This window comes from Pseudoduganella umbonata (assembly GCF_014192225.1).
GTDB lineage: Bacteria > Pseudomonadota > Gammaproteobacteria > Burkholderiales > Burkholderiaceae_D > Rugamonas > Rugamonas umbonata.
The window spans coordinates 704,138-722,338 of record NZ_JACHXS010000002.1 but is presented as its reverse complement, the minus strand read 5'-3'; the positions used below and the strand labels follow the sequence as shown (position 1 = coordinate 722,338).

General features: G+C 67.9%; 13 protein-coding genes. 12 read left to right on the top strand and 1 reads right to left on the bottom strand.

The features are described 5' to 3' along the window. Nucleotides 1-24 precede the first annotated feature (24 nt). The 12 genes from FHS02_RS08220 (at nt 25) to rffA (ending at nt 16,356) form a co-directional block, all read left to right on the top strand. Nucleotides 25-345 (top strand): VanZ family protein, encoded by a 321-nt coding sequence (locus tag FHS02_RS08220; protein ID WP_137314525.1) that lies wholly within the window; start codon nt 25-27, stop codon nt 343-345. A gap of 116 nt (nt 346-461) precedes the next feature. Beyond that, on the top strand, nt 462-1,235 hold the full coding sequence (locus FHS02_RS08215; protein ID WP_137314526.1) for a Crp/Fnr family transcriptional regulator: 774 nt from the start codon (nt 462-464) through the stop codon (nt 1,233-1,235). 189 nt (nt 1,236-1,424) lie between these two features. After that, entirely contained in the window at nt 1,425-2,219 is a 795-nt protein-coding gene (locus FHS02_RS08210) for an ABC transporter permease (protein WP_137314527.1), read from the top strand. Further along, nucleotides 2,216-3,448: an ABC transporter ATP-binding protein gene (locus FHS02_RS08205; RefSeq protein ID WP_137314528.1), complete on the top strand. Its 1,233-nt coding sequence runs from the start codon at nt 2,216-2,218 to the stop codon at nt 3,446-3,448. Before FHS02_RS08210 ends, FHS02_RS08205 begins: the two co-directional genes overlap by 4 nt. Nucleotides 3,449-3,452: 4 nt before the next feature. Continuing rightward, a complete protein-coding gene (locus tag FHS02_RS08200) occupies nt 3,453-4,805 on the top strand; it encodes an FkbM family methyltransferase (protein ID WP_137314529.1) in 1,353 nt (450 codons plus the stop codon). A gap of 10 nt (nt 4,806-4,815) precedes the next feature. Continuing rightward, complete coding sequence (locus FHS02_RS08195) at nt 4,816-8,043, top strand: glycosyltransferase (RefSeq protein WP_137314530.1); 3,228 nt, start codon at nt 4,816-4,818, stop codon at nt 8,041-8,043. Further along, nucleotides 8,033-9,283 carry a glycosyltransferase family 4 protein gene (locus FHS02_RS08190; RefSeq protein ID WP_175424827.1) on the top strand — a complete coding sequence of 417 codons (1,251 nt, stop codon included), beginning with the start codon at nt 8,033-8,035 and terminating at the stop codon, nt 9,281-9,283. Before FHS02_RS08195 ends, FHS02_RS08190 begins: the two co-directional genes overlap by 11 nt. 96 nt (nt 9,284-9,379) lie before the next feature. Continuing rightward, nucleotides 9,380-11,386 (top strand): hypothetical protein, encoded by a 2,007-nt coding sequence (locus FHS02_RS08185; protein ID WP_137314532.1) that lies wholly within the window; start codon nt 9,380-9,382, stop codon nt 11,384-11,386. A gap of 121 nt (nt 11,387-11,507) precedes the next feature. Continuing rightward, nucleotides 11,508-13,502 (top strand): hypothetical protein, encoded by a 1,995-nt coding sequence (locus FHS02_RS08180; RefSeq protein ID WP_137314533.1) that lies wholly within the window; start codon nt 11,508-11,510, stop codon nt 13,500-13,502. Nucleotides 13,503-13,561: 59 nt separating this feature from the next. Continuing rightward, on the top strand, nt 13,562-14,515 hold the full coding sequence (locus FHS02_RS08175; protein WP_137314534.1) for a glycosyltransferase family 2 protein: 954 nt from the start codon (nt 13,562-13,564) through the stop codon (nt 14,513-14,515). Then, nucleotides 14,508-15,212, top strand: coding sequence for a GNAT family N-acetyltransferase (locus FHS02_RS08170; RefSeq protein WP_137314535.1), 705 nt, complete (start codon nt 14,508-14,510; stop codon nt 15,210-15,212). The genes FHS02_RS08175 and FHS02_RS08170 overlap by 8 nt, the downstream gene beginning before the upstream one ends. A 13-nt stretch (nt 15,213-15,225) precedes the next feature. Next, nucleotides 15,226-16,356 (top strand): dTDP-4-amino-4,6-dideoxygalactose transaminase, encoded by a 1,131-nt coding sequence (gene rffA, locus FHS02_RS08165; RefSeq protein WP_137314536.1) that lies wholly within the window; start codon nt 15,226-15,228, stop codon nt 16,354-16,356. A gap of 78 nt (nt 16,357-16,434) precedes the next feature. Here rffA and FHS02_RS08160 read toward each other — a convergent pair whose 3' ends face one another. After that, nucleotides 16,435-17,961: a DEAD/DEAH box helicase gene (locus tag FHS02_RS08160; RefSeq protein WP_137314537.1), complete on the bottom strand. Its 1,527-nt coding sequence runs from the start codon at nt 17,959-17,961 to the stop codon at nt 16,435-16,437. Between the last annotated feature and the right edge of the window lie 240 nt (nt 17,962-18,201).

Genomic DNA, 18,201 nt, shown 5'->3' with positions numbered 1-18,201 from the left:
ATCGTCAGGGAAAGCGGAGAATCGATGGGGTTGGAATGGTGGCTGTTCGGCGCGGCCGCAGCGGCGGTGTTGCTGGGTTGCCTGGTGCCGAACCGCTGGCTGCCGCCGCTGCCGAACGACAAGGTGATGCACTTCACCGCATTTGCCGTGCTCACGCTGCTGGCGTCGCGCGTGGCCGGGACGAAGACGGCGCTGCTGTGGTGGATCGGCGGCCTGCTGCTGGCGGGCTGGCTGATCGAGGTATTGCAGCAGTGGCTGCCGGACCGCAGTTTTTGCTGGCGCGACATGGCGGCCAACGCGGCCGGCATCGCCGTGGCCGCCGTACTGGCGCTATGGATGATGTAATGGATTCGGCAAGAAATACGGTAACAGAGACGGTGACAGAGACGGCAACAAGTACCGCACAAATACGGCAACAAATACGGCAACAGATACGGCAAAAGATACGGTGACGGGTACCGATGAGCAGCTCCAACGACGACATTATTGACCCGACGCAGCAGGCCACCGGCACGCCGGTCCGGGTCCGGCGTGGCGAGAAAGACGCTGCCGGCGGGAAGGGCTTTGTCTACCTCCGCAAGATTCCCCTGCTGGCCGAGCTCAGCGAAGACGAAATGAGCATGGTCAAGGCCAACCTGCGCCTGCGCCATTACAGCAAGCGTGACGTGGTACTGCACAAGGGCGGCAGCGGCGATGGCCTGCTGTTCCTGCTGCTGGGCCAGATGCAGGTGATCGACGTGACCGAGGACGGCCGGGCGGTGGGCCTGCGCATGCTCAATCCCGGCGACTTCTTCGGCGAGATCGCCGTCATCAACAATTCCACCCGCACCGCGTCGGTGGTGGCCATGTCGGACGTGCTGGTGGCGTTCCTGCCGGCACCCGTGGCGCTGCACCTGTTCTCGCACTCGCCGCCGGTCGCCAACATGATGCTGCGCCACCTGGCCGAGAAGATCCAGCGCGACTCGGAATTCCGCACCCTGCTCTCCATTAACAATACCTCGCGCCGGATCTTCACCTTCCTGTCGGTGCTGAAGAAGAGCCAGCCGAACGGCGCGCCGGACGTGGTGGAAAACCTGCCCACCCACCAGGATATCGCCAACATGATCAACACCAGCCGCGAAACGGTCACCCGCGCGCTGCTGACGCTGGCGCAAAAAGGCATCGTGCAAAAGGAAGCGAACCGGCTGCTGATCCTCGATCCGCAGGGCCTGCAAAAGCTGGTGGACGGCGCCTGAGCGCACGCCTGCAGTACATTCATACTGCGCTTGTACCAGGCCCTGCAGACTCTTCCTGTTTACACTTCTTACAATTGTTGCGGTTCGGCCAGCGTTGCCTGTCGGGTATAATTCCCGCCTTTCGACTATTGCGACGATGACATCGAACCAGCCTATGCCAGCCTCGTTCCGCGCCGCGCCGACCCGCCCATGAACGCCAGGCTGCAACTCATATCCCGCTACCGCGGTTTCATCGCCGGCAGCGTCCAGCGCGAATTCCAGACCAAGTACCGCAATTCCATCCTCGGCGCGGCCTGGACCGTGCTTAATCCGCTGGCCATGATCGTCGTCTACACGGTGATCTTTTCCCAGGTGATGCGCTCGCGGCTGCCGGACACCAATGCCGAATTCGCCTACAGCATCTACCTGTGCGCGGGCGTGCTGAGCTGGGGCCTGTTCTCCGAGATCGCCAGCCGGGCGCAGACGATGTTCATCGAGAACGCGGGGCTGATCAAGAAGATCAGCTTCCCGCGCATCTGCCTGCCGATCATCGTGGTGGCCAACGCCGGCATCAATTTCGGCATCATCTTCGGGCTGTTCACCGTCTTCCTCGTCCTCTCCGGCAACTTCCCCGGCCTGCCCTACGTGGCGCTGGTGCCCGTGTACCTTGTCATGGTCGCGTTCGCGATCGGCCTGGGCATCATCCTCGGCGTACTCAACGTGTTCTTCCGCGACGTCGGCCAGTTCTTCGCGATCCTGCTGCAGTTCTGGTTCTGGTTCACGCCCGTGGTGTACCCGGTCACCGTGCTGCCCGAGCACATCCGCGACCTGCTGCGCTGGAACCCGATGGCGCCGGTGATCGGCGCGGCGCAGGACATCCTGGTACGCCACCGCTGGCCCGACTGGTCCACGCTGTGGCCGGTGGCGCTGGTGGCGCTGTTGCTGTGCATGCTTGCCATGCACCTGTTCCGCAAGCGCGCGGGAGAAATGGTGGATCAGCTGTGAACGGCACCCTCGAAGTACTCGGCCTGGGCAAGGCCTTCAAGCGTTATCCCAGCCACCGCGCGCGGCTGCTCGAATGGATCGTCCCGTTCGGCAAACCGCGCCACCAGGAAGTCTGGGTGCTGCGCGATATCGGCTTCACGCTGCACCCCGGCGAAGCGCTGGGCATCATCGGCATCAACGGCGCCGGCAAGAGCACGCTGCTGAAGCTGATCACGGGCACCGCCGTGCCGACCATGGGCCACGTGGCGATGCATGGCCGGGTGGCGGCGATGCTGGAACTGGGCATGGGCTTCCACCCCGATTTCACGGGCCGCCAGAACGTGTTCATGGCCGGCCAGCTGATCGGCCTGACCGTGGACGAACTGACCCGCGCGATGCCCGAGATCGAGGCGTTCGCCGAGATCGGCGAATACATCGACCAGCCGGTGCGCGTGTATTCGAGCGGCATGCAGATGCGGCTCGCGTTCAGCGTGGCCACGGCCAAGCGGCCGGACATCCTGATCGTCGACGAGGCACTGTCGGTGGGCGACGCCTACTTCCAGCACAAGAGCTTCGAGCGCATCCGCGCCTTCCGCGAACAGGGCACCACGCTGCTGATCGTCTCGCACGACAAGAGCGCGATCCAGTCCGTGTGCGACCGCGCCATCCTGCTCGACGGCGGCCGCATCAGCAAGGAAGGCAAGCCGGAAGAGATCATGGATTACTACAACGCCATGATCGCCGAACGCGAAAGCAGCACGGTGCGCCAGGAAACCCATGAAAGCGGCAAGGTGCAGACGATTTCCGGCACTGGCGAAGCGACGGTGCGCGACATCGCGCTGCTCAATGCCGCCGGCGAACGGGCCGAGGTGCACGACGTGGGCACCGACGTCACGCTGCGCATCACGGTGGCGATCCACGCACCGCTGCCGAACCTCACGCTGGGCTACCGCATCAAGGACCGGCTGGGCCAGAACGTGTTCGGCACCAACACGTTCCACATGGGCGTGCCCGTCGAAGACCTGGTGCCGGGCGCCGAGCTGGTGTTCGACTTCCGCTTCCCGCTGAACGTGGGCCTGGGCCACTACTCGGTGGCCACCTCGCTGCACAGCAACGACACCCACCTGACCGACAACTACGAATGGCGCGACCTGGCGCTCGTGTTCACCGTGCTGAACATGAGCCGCAAGTACTTCGAGGGCGTGGCCTGGCTGGAACCGCGGATCACCCTGCAACGCACCGGAGCGTGAGAACATGACTTTTACCTCGTATGCCGGCAACCTGGAAGACGTGCTGCTGCGGCGTGTGCTGCACCATGTCGACAGCGGCTTCTACATCGACGTCGGCGCGGGCGACCCGCTGACCGGCTCCGTCACCCGCGCGCTGTACGAACGGGGCTGGCGCGGCATCAACGTCGAGCCGGGCCAGGCGCACCAGGCCGCATTGCGCCGCGCGCGCCCTGCCGACATCAACCTGCAGGTGGCCGCCGCGGCCACCGCGGGCGACGTGCTGTTCTACGAGGCCGAAGGCGGCCCATCCGGCCTGGATGCGGCACGCGCCGCGCAACTGGCGGCGCAGGGCCTGCGCGTGCGCATGCGCCAGACCCCGGCCGCCACGCTGGCGCAACTGTGCGAGCAGCATGCGAGCGGCCCCGTGCACCTGCTGCGCATCAGCGCCGGCGGTACCGAGGACGAGGTTGCCGCGGCGATGGACTGGGCGCGCTGGCGCCCGCTGGTCGTGGTGCTGCGCCACCATGGCCGCGCGCCGGCGGCGGTGCTGGCCGGCGCGCGCTATGCGCTGGCGTTCGACGACGGCGTCAATCACTATTTCGTGGCCGAGGAACACATCGGCCTGGCACCGCTGCTGGCCACGCCGGCCAATGCCGGCGACGGCTTCGTGCTGTGCGAGGACCACCCGCTTTCCCACCCGCTGGCCGCGATGCGCGCCACGGTTGCCGATGCGCGGCAGCAGGCCGCCGAGGCGGCCGCCCGCCTGCAGGAAACCATGGCATGGGTCGATGCGCGGCGCCGCGAGCACGACGACGCGCTCGCCAATGCGCAGCGCCTCGCCGCGCAGGCCGCGCGCGACGCGGAGGAACTGGCCGCGAAAAACGCGCAGCTGCGAGCCCTCGACGAACAGCTGCGCGCCAATGCGGAATGGGGCATGCAGGTGAATGCCATCCTGCATGCCACCCAGGCCAGCCTGTCATGGCGCGTCACGCGGCCACTGCGCGACGGCAACCGGCTGGCGCGCGGTGCGGTGCGCCGCGCCCGCCGCATCGCCGGCAAGGTGCGCCGGCGCGGCACGGCGCTGGCCGGCAACGCCGCAGGCAGCGCGGTGCGCGTGGTGCGCGGCTCGGTGGTGCGCGTGCTGAAGGCCGGCCTGGCCTTCGTGGTGGCACGCCCGAAGCTGTCGTTCTACCTGCGCAGCGCGATCGCCCGCTATCCCCGCCTGATGGTGCTGGCGCGCACCGTGGCACTGCGCACCAAGGACAAGGCGGGCACGCCGGCCGCCGTGGCCATGGCCGACACCAGCGCCATGCCGGCGCCGGCACGCCAGGCCCTCGACCATTTGCGCCGCTCCGTGCGCGGCCAACGCAACCTGTAACGGAATCACCATGCGCATCGTCATCGACCTGCAGGCCAGCCAGGCTTCTTCCGCCAACCGCGGCATCGGCCGCTATTCGCTGGCGCTGGCCACCGCCATGGCCCGGCGCGCCGGACCCCATGAGCTGCACCTCGTCCTGAACAACCATTTCCCGGACAGCATCGCGAGCCTGCGCCGCGCATTCGACGGCCTGCTGCCCGCCTCCCGCATCCACACCTTCGACGTGCCGGCGCCGATCGCCGAATACGACAAGGCCAATGCCTGGCGCATCCGCGCCGCCGAGCAGCTGCGCGAGCACTTCATCGCCAGCCTGAAGCCGGACGTGGTGCACGTGGCCAGCCTGTTCGAAGGCCTGGGCGACAACGCCGTGGCCTCGGTGGCGCACGGCACCGGGCGCTTCGACACGGCGGTCACGCTGTACGACCTGATTCCCCTTCAGGCCAAGGAAAAATACCTGGCCGAGCCGCACGTGGCGAACTGGTACTACCGCAAGCTGCAGGGCCTGAAGAATGCTGAACTGCTGCTGGGGATTTCCGGCTACACGGCCGACGAAGCGGTTTCGGTGCTGCAGTTGCCGCAGGACCGGGTGGTCAACATTTCCTCGGCCGTGGACGACATCTTCCAGCCGCAGCCGCTGGCACCGGCCGAGCGCGAGGCGCTGCGCCAGCGCTACGGGCTGCACCGCGAATTCATCATGTACACCGGCGGCATCGACTACCGCAAGAACATCGAGGGGCTGATCACGGCCTACGCCGCGCTGCCGGCCGACACGCGCCGGCGCTACCAGCTGGCGATCGTCTGCAACGTGCACGAAGGCGACCGCATCCGCCTGCAGCGCCATGCCGAGGCCGCGGGCGTGCCGCGCGGCGACCTGGTGCTGACCGGCTTCGTGCCCGATGCCGACCTGGTGGCGCTGTACAACAGCACCGCGCTGTTCGTGTTCCCTTCGCTGCAGGAAGGCTTCGGCCTGCCGGCGCTGGAAGCGATGGCGTGCGGCGCGCCGGTGATCGGCTCGAACACCACCAGCATCCCGGAAGTGATCGGCCGCCCCGATGCCCTGTTCGACCCAGGACGGGTGGACGACATCGCGGCGCACATGCAGGCGGTGCTGGGCGACGAGCAGTTCGCGCAGAGCCTGCGCGAACACGGCCTGCGGCAGGCGAAGCTGTTCTCGTGGGACGAAAGCGCCCGCCGCACGCTGGAAGCGTTCGAGGACGTGCACCGGCGCGCCGCGCCTGCGCGCCAGGCCGTGGCGGCACTGGAGCCGGCCGCGCCGGCGCGCCGCCGCCGCCTGGCCTATGTGTCGCCGCTGCCGCCGGAGCGCTCCGGCATCGCCGACTACAGCGCCGAGCTGTTGCCGGAACTGGCCCGCTACTACGACATCGACGTGATCCTCGCTCAGGACACGCTGACCGACACGTGGGTTGCCGCCAACTTCCCGCAACGCAGCGTGGCCTGGTTCGACGACCATGCGCACGAGTTCGACCGCATCCTCTACCACTTCGGCAATTCCTCGTTCCACAGCCATATGTTCGGCCTGCTGGAACGCCACCCCGGCATCGTCGTGCTGCACGACTTCTTCCTGTCCGGGATCGTCAACTACCTGGAACCGGCGGCGCCGTATCCGAACGCCTACTGCCGCGCCATCTACGAATCGCACGGCTATTACGCGCTGACCGACGAGATCGTGCACGGCCGCGAATACTCGCTGTACCAGTGCCCGGCGAACCAAGCGGTGCTGTCGCAGGCTTCCGGCATGATCGTGCACTCCGAGCATTCGCGCGAACTGGCCGATGCCTGGTACGGCGCCGGCACGGCCGCCGACTGGCAGATGATCCCGCTGCTGCGCGTGCTGCCCGGCCACATCGACCGCGACGGCGCGCGCCGCAAGCTGGGCATCGCCGACGGCGATTTCGTGGTCTGCACCTTCGGCCTGCTCGGCCTGACCAAGTGCAACGACAAGCTGCTCGAAGCGTGGCTGAACAGCAGCCTGGGCAGCGACGAGCGCTGCCACCTGGTATTCGTCGGCGAGAACAACATCCTGCAGTTCGGCCGCGACCTGGTGGCGCGCATCGGCGACCATCCGCGCATCAGGATCACCGGCTTCGCGTCGCAGGAACTGTACCGTCTGTACCTGGCCGCGGCCGATTGCGCCGTGCAGCTGCGCAGCCGCTCGCGCGGCGAAACCTCGGCCACGGTGCTCGACTGCCTGGCCTACCGGCTGCCGACGGTCATCAACGCGCACGGTTCCGCCGCCGAAGTGGCCGACGACGTGGCGATCAAGCTGCCGGACCAGTTCACCGAGCAGGAACTGGCCGACGCGATCCTGCGCCTGCGGCATGACCGGCAGATGGCGCAGGACCTGTCGCAGCGTGCCGGCGCCTATATGCGCAAGGTGCACCACCCGGCCCACATCGGCGCGATGTACCGCGACACGATCGAGCGCTTCGCGCACGACAGCGCCGGCGCGCGCTACCGCGAGCTGATGGCGTCGCTGGGCGCGATCGGCACGGCCGCCGAACCGTCCGAGGACGACCTCGCGCAGACCGCCCTGTGCATCGCCACCAACCGGCTGGTGCGCGGCAAGCGCCAGTTGCTGATCGACGTGGACGACCTGATCGCCGGCACCCGCCCGGAAGCCCAGGCCGCCGCCCAGCGCAGCCTGGTGCGGCGCCTGCTGCAGGCGCCGCCGCCCGGCTACCGGGTCGAACCGGTACGGCGCGACGAGCGCGGCGTGTTCCGCTACGCCCGCCGCTACACGCTGGACCGGCTGATCGACCGCCCGGAACTGGTGCTGGACGACAGCGTGATCGAATTCCACCCGCACGACAGCTTCCTGATGTTCTGCGGCGCCGCCGACGACGGCACGCCGCCGCAGGCCCAGTCGAACCGCGGCCTGCATTGCGCCACCGTGCGGCTGCTGCCGGACGAAGGCGCCATGCCGTCCGGCCTGGCCGGCAATGCCACCGTGCTGCGCGCCGAACTGGCCGGCGCCGCCGACCTGCCGTGGGCCGGCGCGGTGCCGCCGCGGGCCCACGGCAGCGCCGGCACGCCGATGCTGGCGGACCAGCTGCCGGCCGGGGCGGATGCGCTGGCGCCGCTGGCCGGCGCCTCGCTGGTGCTGGACCGGGGCACCGGCGACCCGGCCATCCTGTTCGCCGCGCTGGCCAGCGGGCTGCCTGCCTTCATCGCCGCCGAAGCCGTGGACAACATGGTGGATCGTCGCCATGCGGCCTGATCCGCGGCCCCAGTTGCTGGTGGACCTGTCCGTGCTGGTGCAGACGGACGACAAGTCCGGCATCCAGCGCGTGGTGCGCAACGTGCTCGCCGCACTGCTGAAATCGCCGCCGGCGGGCTGCGTGGTGGAGCCGGTGTACGACGCCGGCGGCTATTACGCCTACGCGCACGGCTTCGGCGCGCGTGGCGGCGCCGCTGCTGCGCCACTGCGCGGCGATACTGATTCTGCGCCACTGACGGCAGACGATACCGAGCCGCCGCAGCCCGTGGTACTGCGCGCCGACGACATCTTCCTCGGCCTCGACCTGGCTCCCAACCACGTGCCCGGCAACCGCGCGCTGTATGCCGACATGCGCCGCCACGGCGTGCTGCTGTACTTCGTCGTCTACGACCTGCTGCCGATCACGCAGCCGCAGATGTTCAACCCCGGCGCGGCGCCATGGTTCGCCAACTGGGTCCGCACCGTGGCGGAAACGGCCGATGGCCTGGTGTGCATCTCGCGCGCCGTGGCCGACGAGCTGCTGGACTGGATCGGCGAGAACGACGTGCGGCGGCCGACACCGCTGCCGGTGGGATGGTTCCACCTGGGCGCCGACATTCCCGCCGGCGGCAGCGATGTCGGAGTTGCCGATACTGCGCCGGCCGACGAGGCCCTGCTGGCGCACGTGCGTGCCCGCCCGTCGCTGCTGATGGTCGGCACGCTGGAGCCGCGCAAGATGCACTCCCAGGCGCTGGATGCGTTCGAACAGCTGTGGCGCCGCGGCATCGACGCCAACTTCGTCATCGTCGGCAAGACCGGCTGGATGACGGAACGGCTGGCCGAACGCCTGCGCCAGCATCCGGAAGCGGGCAAGCGCCTGTTCTGGCTGCCGCGCGCCGACGATGCCACGCTGCTGCAACTGTATGCGTGCAGTTCGGCGCTGCTGGCCGCATCCGCGGGCGAAGGCTTCGGCCTGCCGCTGATCGAGGCGGCGCACCATGGCCTGCCCGTCATCGCGCGCGATTTGCCGGTGTTCCGCGAAGTGGCCGGCGACCACGCCTGGTACTTCGAAGCCGGCAACGGCACCCAGCTGGCCGATGCGCTGGCCTGCTGGCTCGAGCTGCACGCGGCCGGACAGGCGCCCCGGTCCGGCGCCATGCCCTGGCTCGACTGGAACGGCAGCGCCGCGGCGCTGCTGCGGGTACTGCTCGATGGCGCGTGGTACCGCACGGCACCGACATTGTTGAGCGCACCACAGTAACTTGCAAGTGAGTAGTTACTGACCCGGACAGCGGGGAAATTGGCAGAGAGACATTTCCCGGATACAATCTCCGGTTTCCTTGCGTCCGCTCAAGCCATGAAGTCTCCCCGAACCACGGCCGCGCCGTGGGCGTTGCCACTGCTGCGTGTTGTCCTGCTGTGCAACCTCGCACTGCTCGTCTGGTACGTGTGCTTCGGCTATCGCCACCTGCTGCATTCCGATGCGGCGGCGATGAACCTGCTGGCGCAGGAGATCCTCGAAACCGGCAAGTATTTCCCCTCCGAGTGGAACTACGTTAACAAGGACCTGTGGGTGCTGTTCCTGCAGACCATGGCCTTGCCCTTCGCCGCGTTCCTGCCGAACGGCATGGCGGTGCATGCCGGCGGCTGCTTGCTGGCCAGCGCCGTGGTGCTGCATGCGACGTGGATGCTGAGCGGCGCACTCGGGCAGTCGCGCCTGGCCCGCACGGTCACGCTCGTCATCGCGACGGCTGGCTGGTCGGCCACGATGACGGAAACGCTGTATGGCCAGGCGGCCTATGGCCTGCTGTATGCCATGGGCGCCTACCTGTTCGCCTTCACCGTCGCCGCCGGGAACAGCGGCGGCACCCGCCGCTGGCGCTATGCCGCCGCGGCAGGCTTCGTGCTGCTGCTGGCGTTCTGGGGCAATCCGCAGCGCGCGGTGGTGCAGTATGCGGTACCGCTGCTGGCTGCCGCACTGTTGCCGTCGCTGCGCGCCCGCCGGCGGCCGGGACGCGATGCCTGGAAGACCGGCCTGGCATTGTTGGCCTTTGCCGCCGCCGGCATCGCGCTGCACCAGTTCACGCTGGCGACCACCACGGCCACCACCGGCCTGACCCAGGTTCGCTATCTCGACCTTCCCGGCATGATCGACAATGCCGGCCGCACCCTCCGGGGCCTGCTGATGCTGTTCGACGCCGTGCCGCGCGTGGGCAGCGTACCGACGACCGCGTATGGCATCGGTGTCGCCGCCCGCCTGGTTGGCGCACTGGCGCTGACGTTCGTGATCCTGCCCTGGGCGATACGGCGCGCATGGAACACGCGCGAACCGGTACTGGCGGCGCTGCTGGCATTTTCGCTGAGCGCGCTGGCCATCACGCTGTTCCTGATGCTGACGTCGTCGCTGTCCGATCCGAATATCCCGGACGGTTCGATCCGCTACCTCGTGCTGCCGCTGCTGTGCCTGGTGGTCATGACGACGGGCCTGGTCGTCGACCGGCCGGGTCCCGCCCGGCCGATCCTCGTCCTGGCGGCGGGCACGCTGGTACTGCTGGCCTGCAGCGCGCCGGTGGCCTACAGCGTGCCCGACGCGAAACTGTTCGCCGTGGGGGTACCGGCCCGGACCGATGCGCTGCTGGCATTCCTGCGCCAGCACCGCCTCGAATACGGCTACGCCACGTTCTGGAATGCCAGCCGGTTCACCGTGCTGTCCTCCGGCGCCGTGCGGATCCGACAGGTCGACCTGGTCAAAGGCCTGCCGATGCCGAAACGGCACCTGAGTTCGGACCGCTGGTACCGCCCCGAGGCATGGCAGGGCCGCAGCTTCCTGCTGCTCGACGAGAGCGAGCTGCCGGCGTTCCAGCCGGACGCGCTGGCCAGGCTGGTCGGCGCGCCCGAAGCGGAGCTGCGCTTTGAAAACTGGCGCATCTTCGTCTACCCGCACAACCTGGCCCGCGACATGCCCGGCTGGGATATCTCGTACCGGCGCCCGCTGGCCATCACGCCGGGCGCCGGCACGGCGCGGCTGATCGGCCAGGCGGTGGATGCCACGCTGGTTGCCCGGCAGGGCGAGGCGGGCATGCTGGCATTCGGTCCCTGGCTGACTGTGCAGCGGGGCAGCTACGTCGCCACGTTCGATCTCGACACGGCAGGCGCCGGGAACGATTTCGGCGGCGTCGACGTGGTCTCGGGCCAGGGCACGGTGACGCATGGCGCCGCATCCATCGGCCGCGCCGGCCGGCAGCAAATCGCCGTGCCGTTCACGCTGGACCGTGTGCTTGGCGATGTCGAACTGCGGGTACGCAGCACCGGACAGGGAAGGCTGACGCTGCACCGCATCACCCTGCAGAAGGCACGGCCATGAGTACCTGCCTATCGGATCGCTAGCTGGTCGTTACAAACACTTACCACGGCGGTGGCACGAACTGTTTGCCACGGTGTCGTAACACCCCTACAATTTTCCTTTACGAAATTTTACATTCTGCATGCACCTCTCCGACCGCGCCTTCCTGAACCGCCTGCTGTACATCGCCATCGCGTGCAACGTACTGCTGCTGGCGTGGTACCTGGGTGTCGATTACCGCGCCTACCTGCACTCCGATTCGGCGGTGAAGAACATCCTCGCGCAGGAAATGCTCGATACGGCAAGCTACTTCCCGGCGCAGTGGAACTACGTCAACGGCGACCTGTGGGTGCTGTTCACGCAGACGCTGGTGCTGCCCTTCCTGCTCGTGCTGCCGAACGGCTTTGCCGCCCATGCCGCGGCGGACATGGCCGCATCGGCCCTGGTGCTGCATGCGACCTGGCTGCTGGCCGGACTGGCGAGCCAGTCGCGCACGGCCCGGCTGGCAGCGGTACTGGTCGTCAGTGCCGGTCTGTCGGCCAACCTGGCGGAGAACCTGTATGGCCAGGCCGCATATGGCCTGCTGTATTGCATGGGCGTGTGGCTGCTGGTCTGCGGCATGCGGGCGGTGCAGGCGCAGGGCCGGCGCCGCACTGCGTGGACGGCCGCCGCGGCCGCGATCCTGCTGTTCGTCTTCTGGGCCAATCCGCAGCGCGCCGCGGCGTACTACCTGGCGCCGCTGCTGGCCGCCGCCGTGGTGACGCTGTTGCGCCGCCGTGCGCTGCCACGCCCGGCCGATGCCTGGCTGGCCGCGGCGCTGCTGGCCGGCGCCGTGGCGGGAACGCTGCTGTACGTGTACACCCGCGGCCAGGTCAACAGCGCCGGCAACGTCGCGCCAATCTATTTCGCCACCGCCCAAGGCATGCGGCAGAATGCCGCGCGGCTGCTCGAAGGCCTGTTCCTGCTGCTTGGCGGCTTGCCGGTGCCGGGCGACCGTGTGATCAACGGGCGCGGCATCGTTGCCTCCATCTACCTGGTGACGGCGGCGGTCTTCCTGTTCGTGCTGCTGCCGTGGACGGTCAGCCGCGCCTGGCGCCGGCAGGCGGCCAACCTCGATGCCGCGCTCGGGTTCGCACTGGCCGGCCTGGCCGTGTCCGTTTTCTTCGCGCTGGCCACGACGCTGACGTCGTACAGCTCCAGCGATGGCGCGATCCGCTACCTGGTACCGCACCTGATGGTGCTGCTGGTGATCTTCGTCGGCATGGCCGTGGAACAGCGTGGCAATGTGACGCCGCTGGGCGTTGCGGCCATCGTCGTGCTGGCATTGCTGCCGGCCCGTTCGCTGGCCACTTATGGCCCCGTGAGCGCGGCCGATTTCAGGCGCGTGCACACGCAACAGGTGGATCGCATGATCGCGTTCTTCCACCAGCACGGCCTGGAATACGGCTATGCGCCATTCTGGGATGCCGGGCGGATCACCGTGCTCGCCAACCATGGCGTGCGGCTGCGCCAGATCACGATCAAGGACGGCCTGCCCCTGCCGATGCGGCACCTGAGTTCGGACCGCTGGTATGAACCCGAAACGTGGCGCGGCCGTACCTTCCTGTTGCTCAATACCGACGAACAGAAGACGTTCCGCCCCGACCTGATGGCGGTGCGGGCCGGCGCGCCGGCCGCCACGCTCGATTTCGAAGGCTGGCGCATCGTCGTCTACGATCACAATATCGCCGCCGACCTGCCCGCCTGGGATACCCGGTACGACAAGCCGCGCCACTTCGTCGCCGACGACGCGATGCCCCATCTCGCCGGCCGTGTGCAGGCTGGCGGCATCGTTGCCGGCGCCGGCGAAGCGGGCGTGCTCGCGTTCGGCCAGAACCTGGCAGTCGCGCCGGGGCGCTACATCGCCACCTTCGACATCGAGGTGGCAGGCAGCGGCACCGCGTTCGGCACGGCCGACGTGGTGTCCGCCGCCGGCACGATCGAACACGGCGCGCTGCCGCTGGGCGCCGCCGGGCGGCACCGGCTGGCGGTTCCCGTGCACGTGAAGCGCGCCACGAGAGACCTGGAACTGCGCGCCATCAGCAACGGCAGCGGGCAGGTTACGCTGCACGGCATCACGCTGCAGAGCGCCAGATGAACCGGCGAGAGCATCAACAAGACAGAGAGCCGGCCGCGCAGTGCGGCCATGGAGAGACAATGCAAGCGAACACCCCCCTGATATCCGTCGTCATCCCCGTCTACCGGGCGGAAAAGATGCTCGACGAACTGTACCGCCGGCTGCGCGATGCCATCGAGACGGTGTCGCCCCACTTCGAGATCGTGCTGGTGGAGGATTGCGGCCCGGACCGCTCGTGGGACGTGATCGAGCGGCTCGCCGCCGCCGATCCCCGCGTGGTCGGGCTGCAGTTCTCGCGCAATTTCGGCCAGCACTACGGCATCACGGCCGGCCTCGACATCTGCCGCGGCGACTGGGTGGTAGTGATGGACTGCGACCTGCAGGATGCGCCGGAAGAGATCCCGCGCCTGTATGCCAAGGCGCAGGAAGGCTATGACGTGGTACTGGCGCTGCGCGGCGAGCGGCAGGATCCGCTGCTCAAGCGTGCCACGTCCTGGCTGTTCTACCGCATCTTCAGCTACCTGGCCGATATCGATTTCGACGGCGACAGCGGCAACTTCCGCATCATGTCGCGCAAGGTCGTGAAGAACTTCACGAAGATGCGCGAGCAGCTGCGCTTCTTCGGCGGCCACGTGCAGTGGCTGGGTTTCCCCACCACCGGCATCCGCGTCCAGCATGCCGAACGGCTGGAAGGCACATCCAGCTACACGTTCTCCAAGCTGTTCAAGCTGGCCGCCGATACGATCATCGCCTATTCGGACAAGCCGCTGCGCATGGCGGCGCGGCTGGGCCTGACGATGGCCGGCGTGTCCTTCCTGTTCGGCAGCTTCATCCTCGGCCGCGCACTGCTGCAGGGCTCGGCCGTGCCCGGCTGGAGCAGCCTGATCGTCTCGCTGTACTTCATCGGCGGCCTGATCATCGGCATTCTCGGCATCATCGGCATCTACCTCGGCAAGGCGTTCGATGAAGCCAAGAAGCGGCCGCTGTACGTGGTGCGGCGCCTGACGCCGAACGCGGGAGGATCCGATGACTGATGCGGCTGCTGGCAGCACGGTTTATTGCAAGGCCGCCCCCTACGACGCGGCCGCCTTCGCCATGCCGGCCTGGGAGCTGACCGAATACTCCGCGGCGGCGCTGGCGGCGGCCGACGGCCAGCCCGGCCTGCAGACGATCAAGGTCGACCCGCTGGCCGACAAGGCGCTGTTGCAGCGCCACGGCTTCCACTACTGCGATACGCTGCTGGCCACGCGCGCCACGCGCGCCCGGCTGCGCGACGTGCCGCCGCGCGCCGGCCTGGCGATCGCGCGCATCGGCGCGGACCACCCCGATGCGCAGGCGGCGCTGGCGGTCTGCCATGGCGCTTTCGCGCACGGCCGCTTCCACCGCGACTTCCTGCTCGAACGCGCCGGCGCGGACCGCCGCTACGACGACTGGCTGCGCCAGCTGCTCGCCGCGGGCAATGCCTGGGGCCTGTATGCCGACGGCGTGCTGTCCGGCTTCATCGCCGTCAGCGGCGCCTCGCTGGTGCTGCACGCGGTGGCGCCCGAATGCCGCGGCAAGGGCCTGGCGAAGCACTGGTGGCACCTCGCCGCGATGGCGCTGTTCGACGCCGGCCATGCAGAAGTCACCAGTTCCATCTCGGCGGCCAACGTGGCCGTCCTCAACCTGTATGCGTCGCTGGGCTTCGCCTTCGACGCGCCGCAGGATGTCTACCACCGAATCGTCACCTGACCCAAGGACCAACATGCAACCGCAAATCCCCTTCAACAAGCCTTTCATGACGGGCCGGGAACTGTGGCACATTGCCCAGGCACACACCAACGGCCACCTGTCCGGCGATGGCGTGTTCACCAAGAAGTGCCACGCGTGGCTGGAGCAGACCACCGGCGCGCGGCGCGCGCTGCTGACCCACTCGTGCACTGCGGCCCTCGAGATGGCGGCCCTGCTGGCGGACCTGAAGGAAGGCGACGAGGTCATCATGCCGTCGTATACGTTCGTGTCGACCGCCAACGCGTTCGCGCTGCGCGGTGCGGTGCCGGTGTTCGTCGACGTGCGGGCCGACACGCTGAACATCGACGAAACGAAGATCGAAGCGGCGATCACGCCGCGCACGCGCATGATCGTGCCGGTGCACTACGCCGGGGTAGCCTGCGAAATGGACACGATCATGGACATCGCAGGCCGCCACGGCCTGGTCGTGGTCGAGGACGCGGCACAGGGCATCATGTCCACCTACAAGGGCCGGCCGCTCGGCTCGATCGGGCACATGGGCGCGTATTCGTTCCATGAAACCAAGAACATCATCGCCGGCGAAGGCGGCGCCCTGCTGGTCAACGATCCGCTGTACGCCGAGCGCGCCGAGATCATCCGGGAAAAAGGCACCAACCGCAGCCAGTTCTTCCGCGGCCAGGTGGACAAGTACACCTGGGTCGACATCGGCTCGTCCTACCTGCCCGGCGAGGTGATCGCCGCGTTCCTGTGGGCGCAGATGGAGGAAGCCGATTCGATCACGGCACGGCGGCTGGCGCTGTGGAACCAGTACGACGCGGCACTGGCGCCGATGGAAGCGGAAGGACTGCTGCGGCGCCCGCGCGTGCCGGAAGGCTGCGTGCACAACGCCCACATGTACTACATCCTGCTCGACTCGCTGGAACACCGGACCCGCGTGATCGCCAGCCTGAAGGCGCAGGGCATCCTCAGCGTGTTCCACTACGTGCCGCTGCACAGCGCGCCGGCCGGCCTGCGCCTGGGCCGTTCGCACGGCGAACTTCCGCTGACCAGCGACCTGTCGGACCGCCTGCTGCGGCTGCCGCTGTGGGTGGGACTGGAAGAGCACCTGCCGCGCGTGGTGACGGCGTTGAAGGAAGCGCTGTAGCCAAGTGCCCGCCGGCATGCCGAAAAAAAAGCGGGCTTTGCCCGCTTTTTTCATGCCTTGTAACTTATTGCCTGCAACTCATTCCTTGCGCAGGCCGCCGAGCAGCGCTGCCAGCCTCGGCTTGGGTTTCGCTGGCGACGAGGACGACGGCGTGGATGTGGTCGTGGCGGCGTTCGGACGGCTCGGCTCGTACGGTTTCAGGAACCATGGGTCGACCTTGTCGCGGCGCGGACCGGACGGGCGCGGGCCGCGGTCGGCGCCGGGGCCCGGGCGGCCGTTGCCGGCATAGCTGGCGGCCGGCGGGCGCTCGCCCTCGGCACCGCGGCGCGGCGGACGGCGTTCAGCGCTTCGTTCACCGCTTCTTTCACCGCTTCTTTCACCATTATATTCGCCGCCCCGTTCCCCGCCGGCGCGCGCGCCCGGACGGAAGCCTTCCAGTTCGCCGCGCTTGATGGTCTGCTTGATCAGCTTTTCGATGTCGGCCAGCAGGCGCTCGTCCTTGTCGGAGTAGATCGAGATCGCATCGCCCGAGGCGCCGGCGCGGCCGGTACGGCCGATCCGGTGCACATAGTCTTCCGCGTTGTACGGCAGGTCGTAGTTGATCACGCACGGCAGGTCGGAGATGTCGAGGCCGCGCGCCGCCACGTCGGTGGCCACCAGCACGTCCACTTCGCCGCGCTTGAACGCATCCAGCGCGGCCATGCGTTCCTGCTGCGTCTTGTCGCCGTGGATCGCGGAAGCCTTCATGCCCTCCTGCTCCAGGCCGCGCGCCAGGCGCGATGCGCCGATCTTCGTGTTCGAGAACACGATCACCTGTTTCAGCTCGCGCTGGCGCAGGATATGGGCGACGGCTTCGCGCTTGTTTTCCTCGGTGACCTTGTAGACCACCTGGGTGACCTTGTCGGCCGTGGCATTGCTGCGCGCGACTTCGATGGTGACCGGGTCGTTCAGGAAGGTCGATGCCAGCTTCCTGATCTCGGGCGAGAACGTGGCCGAGAACATCAGGTTCTGGCGCTGTTTCGGCAGCAGGTTGATGATGCGCTGCAGGTCCGGCAGGAAGCCCATGTCGAGCATGCGGTCCGCCTCGTCCATCACCAGCATCTGCACCTGCGACAGCGAGATGTTTTTCTGTTCCACGTGGTCCAGCAGGCGGCCCGGCGTGGCGATCACGATCTCGACGCCGCCGCGCATGATGGCGGCCTGCGGCTTGATGTCGACGCCGCCGTATACCACGGTCGAGCGCAGCGGCGTGTGCTTGCAATAGTTCGCGACGTTCTCGGCCACCTGCACGGCCAGTTCGCGGGTCGGCGCCAGCACCAGCGCGCGCACCGGATGGCGCGCCGGGCTCATGCTCGCGTTCGCATGCGCCAGGAGCAGCTGGATGATCGGCAGCGAAAAGCCGGCGGTTTTACCGGTACCGGTCTGGGCCGCACCCATGACGTCGCGCCCCTGCAACACCACGGGAATCGCCTGCGCCTGGATCGGCGTCGGGTGCTCATAGCCCTGTTCGGTCAGGGCACGCTGGATGTCGGGAGAGAGGCCGAAGTCGGAGAAACGCACCTGGGCGGGCGCCGCAGGCTGGGCGGTTGTTTCGATGTCAGACATAAATGATTGGTCGTGCGACCGTGCTTTCCGATAAAAAACTACTGCTGTGACCGGGACTGCCAACCCCGCTGAGGCTCAAGCTCGCAGGGCCCTGGCGGCCAGCCTGGGGGGCTTGGGCGGCCGGCCTTGCTGGCTGGAAGGCCAACCCCGCGGGCTGGACGGACAACCCCGAATAATACCTGTTTCAAGCGGGATACGCACAGAATAGCCGTACAGAGCGGCATTTTATTGCATGAAAGG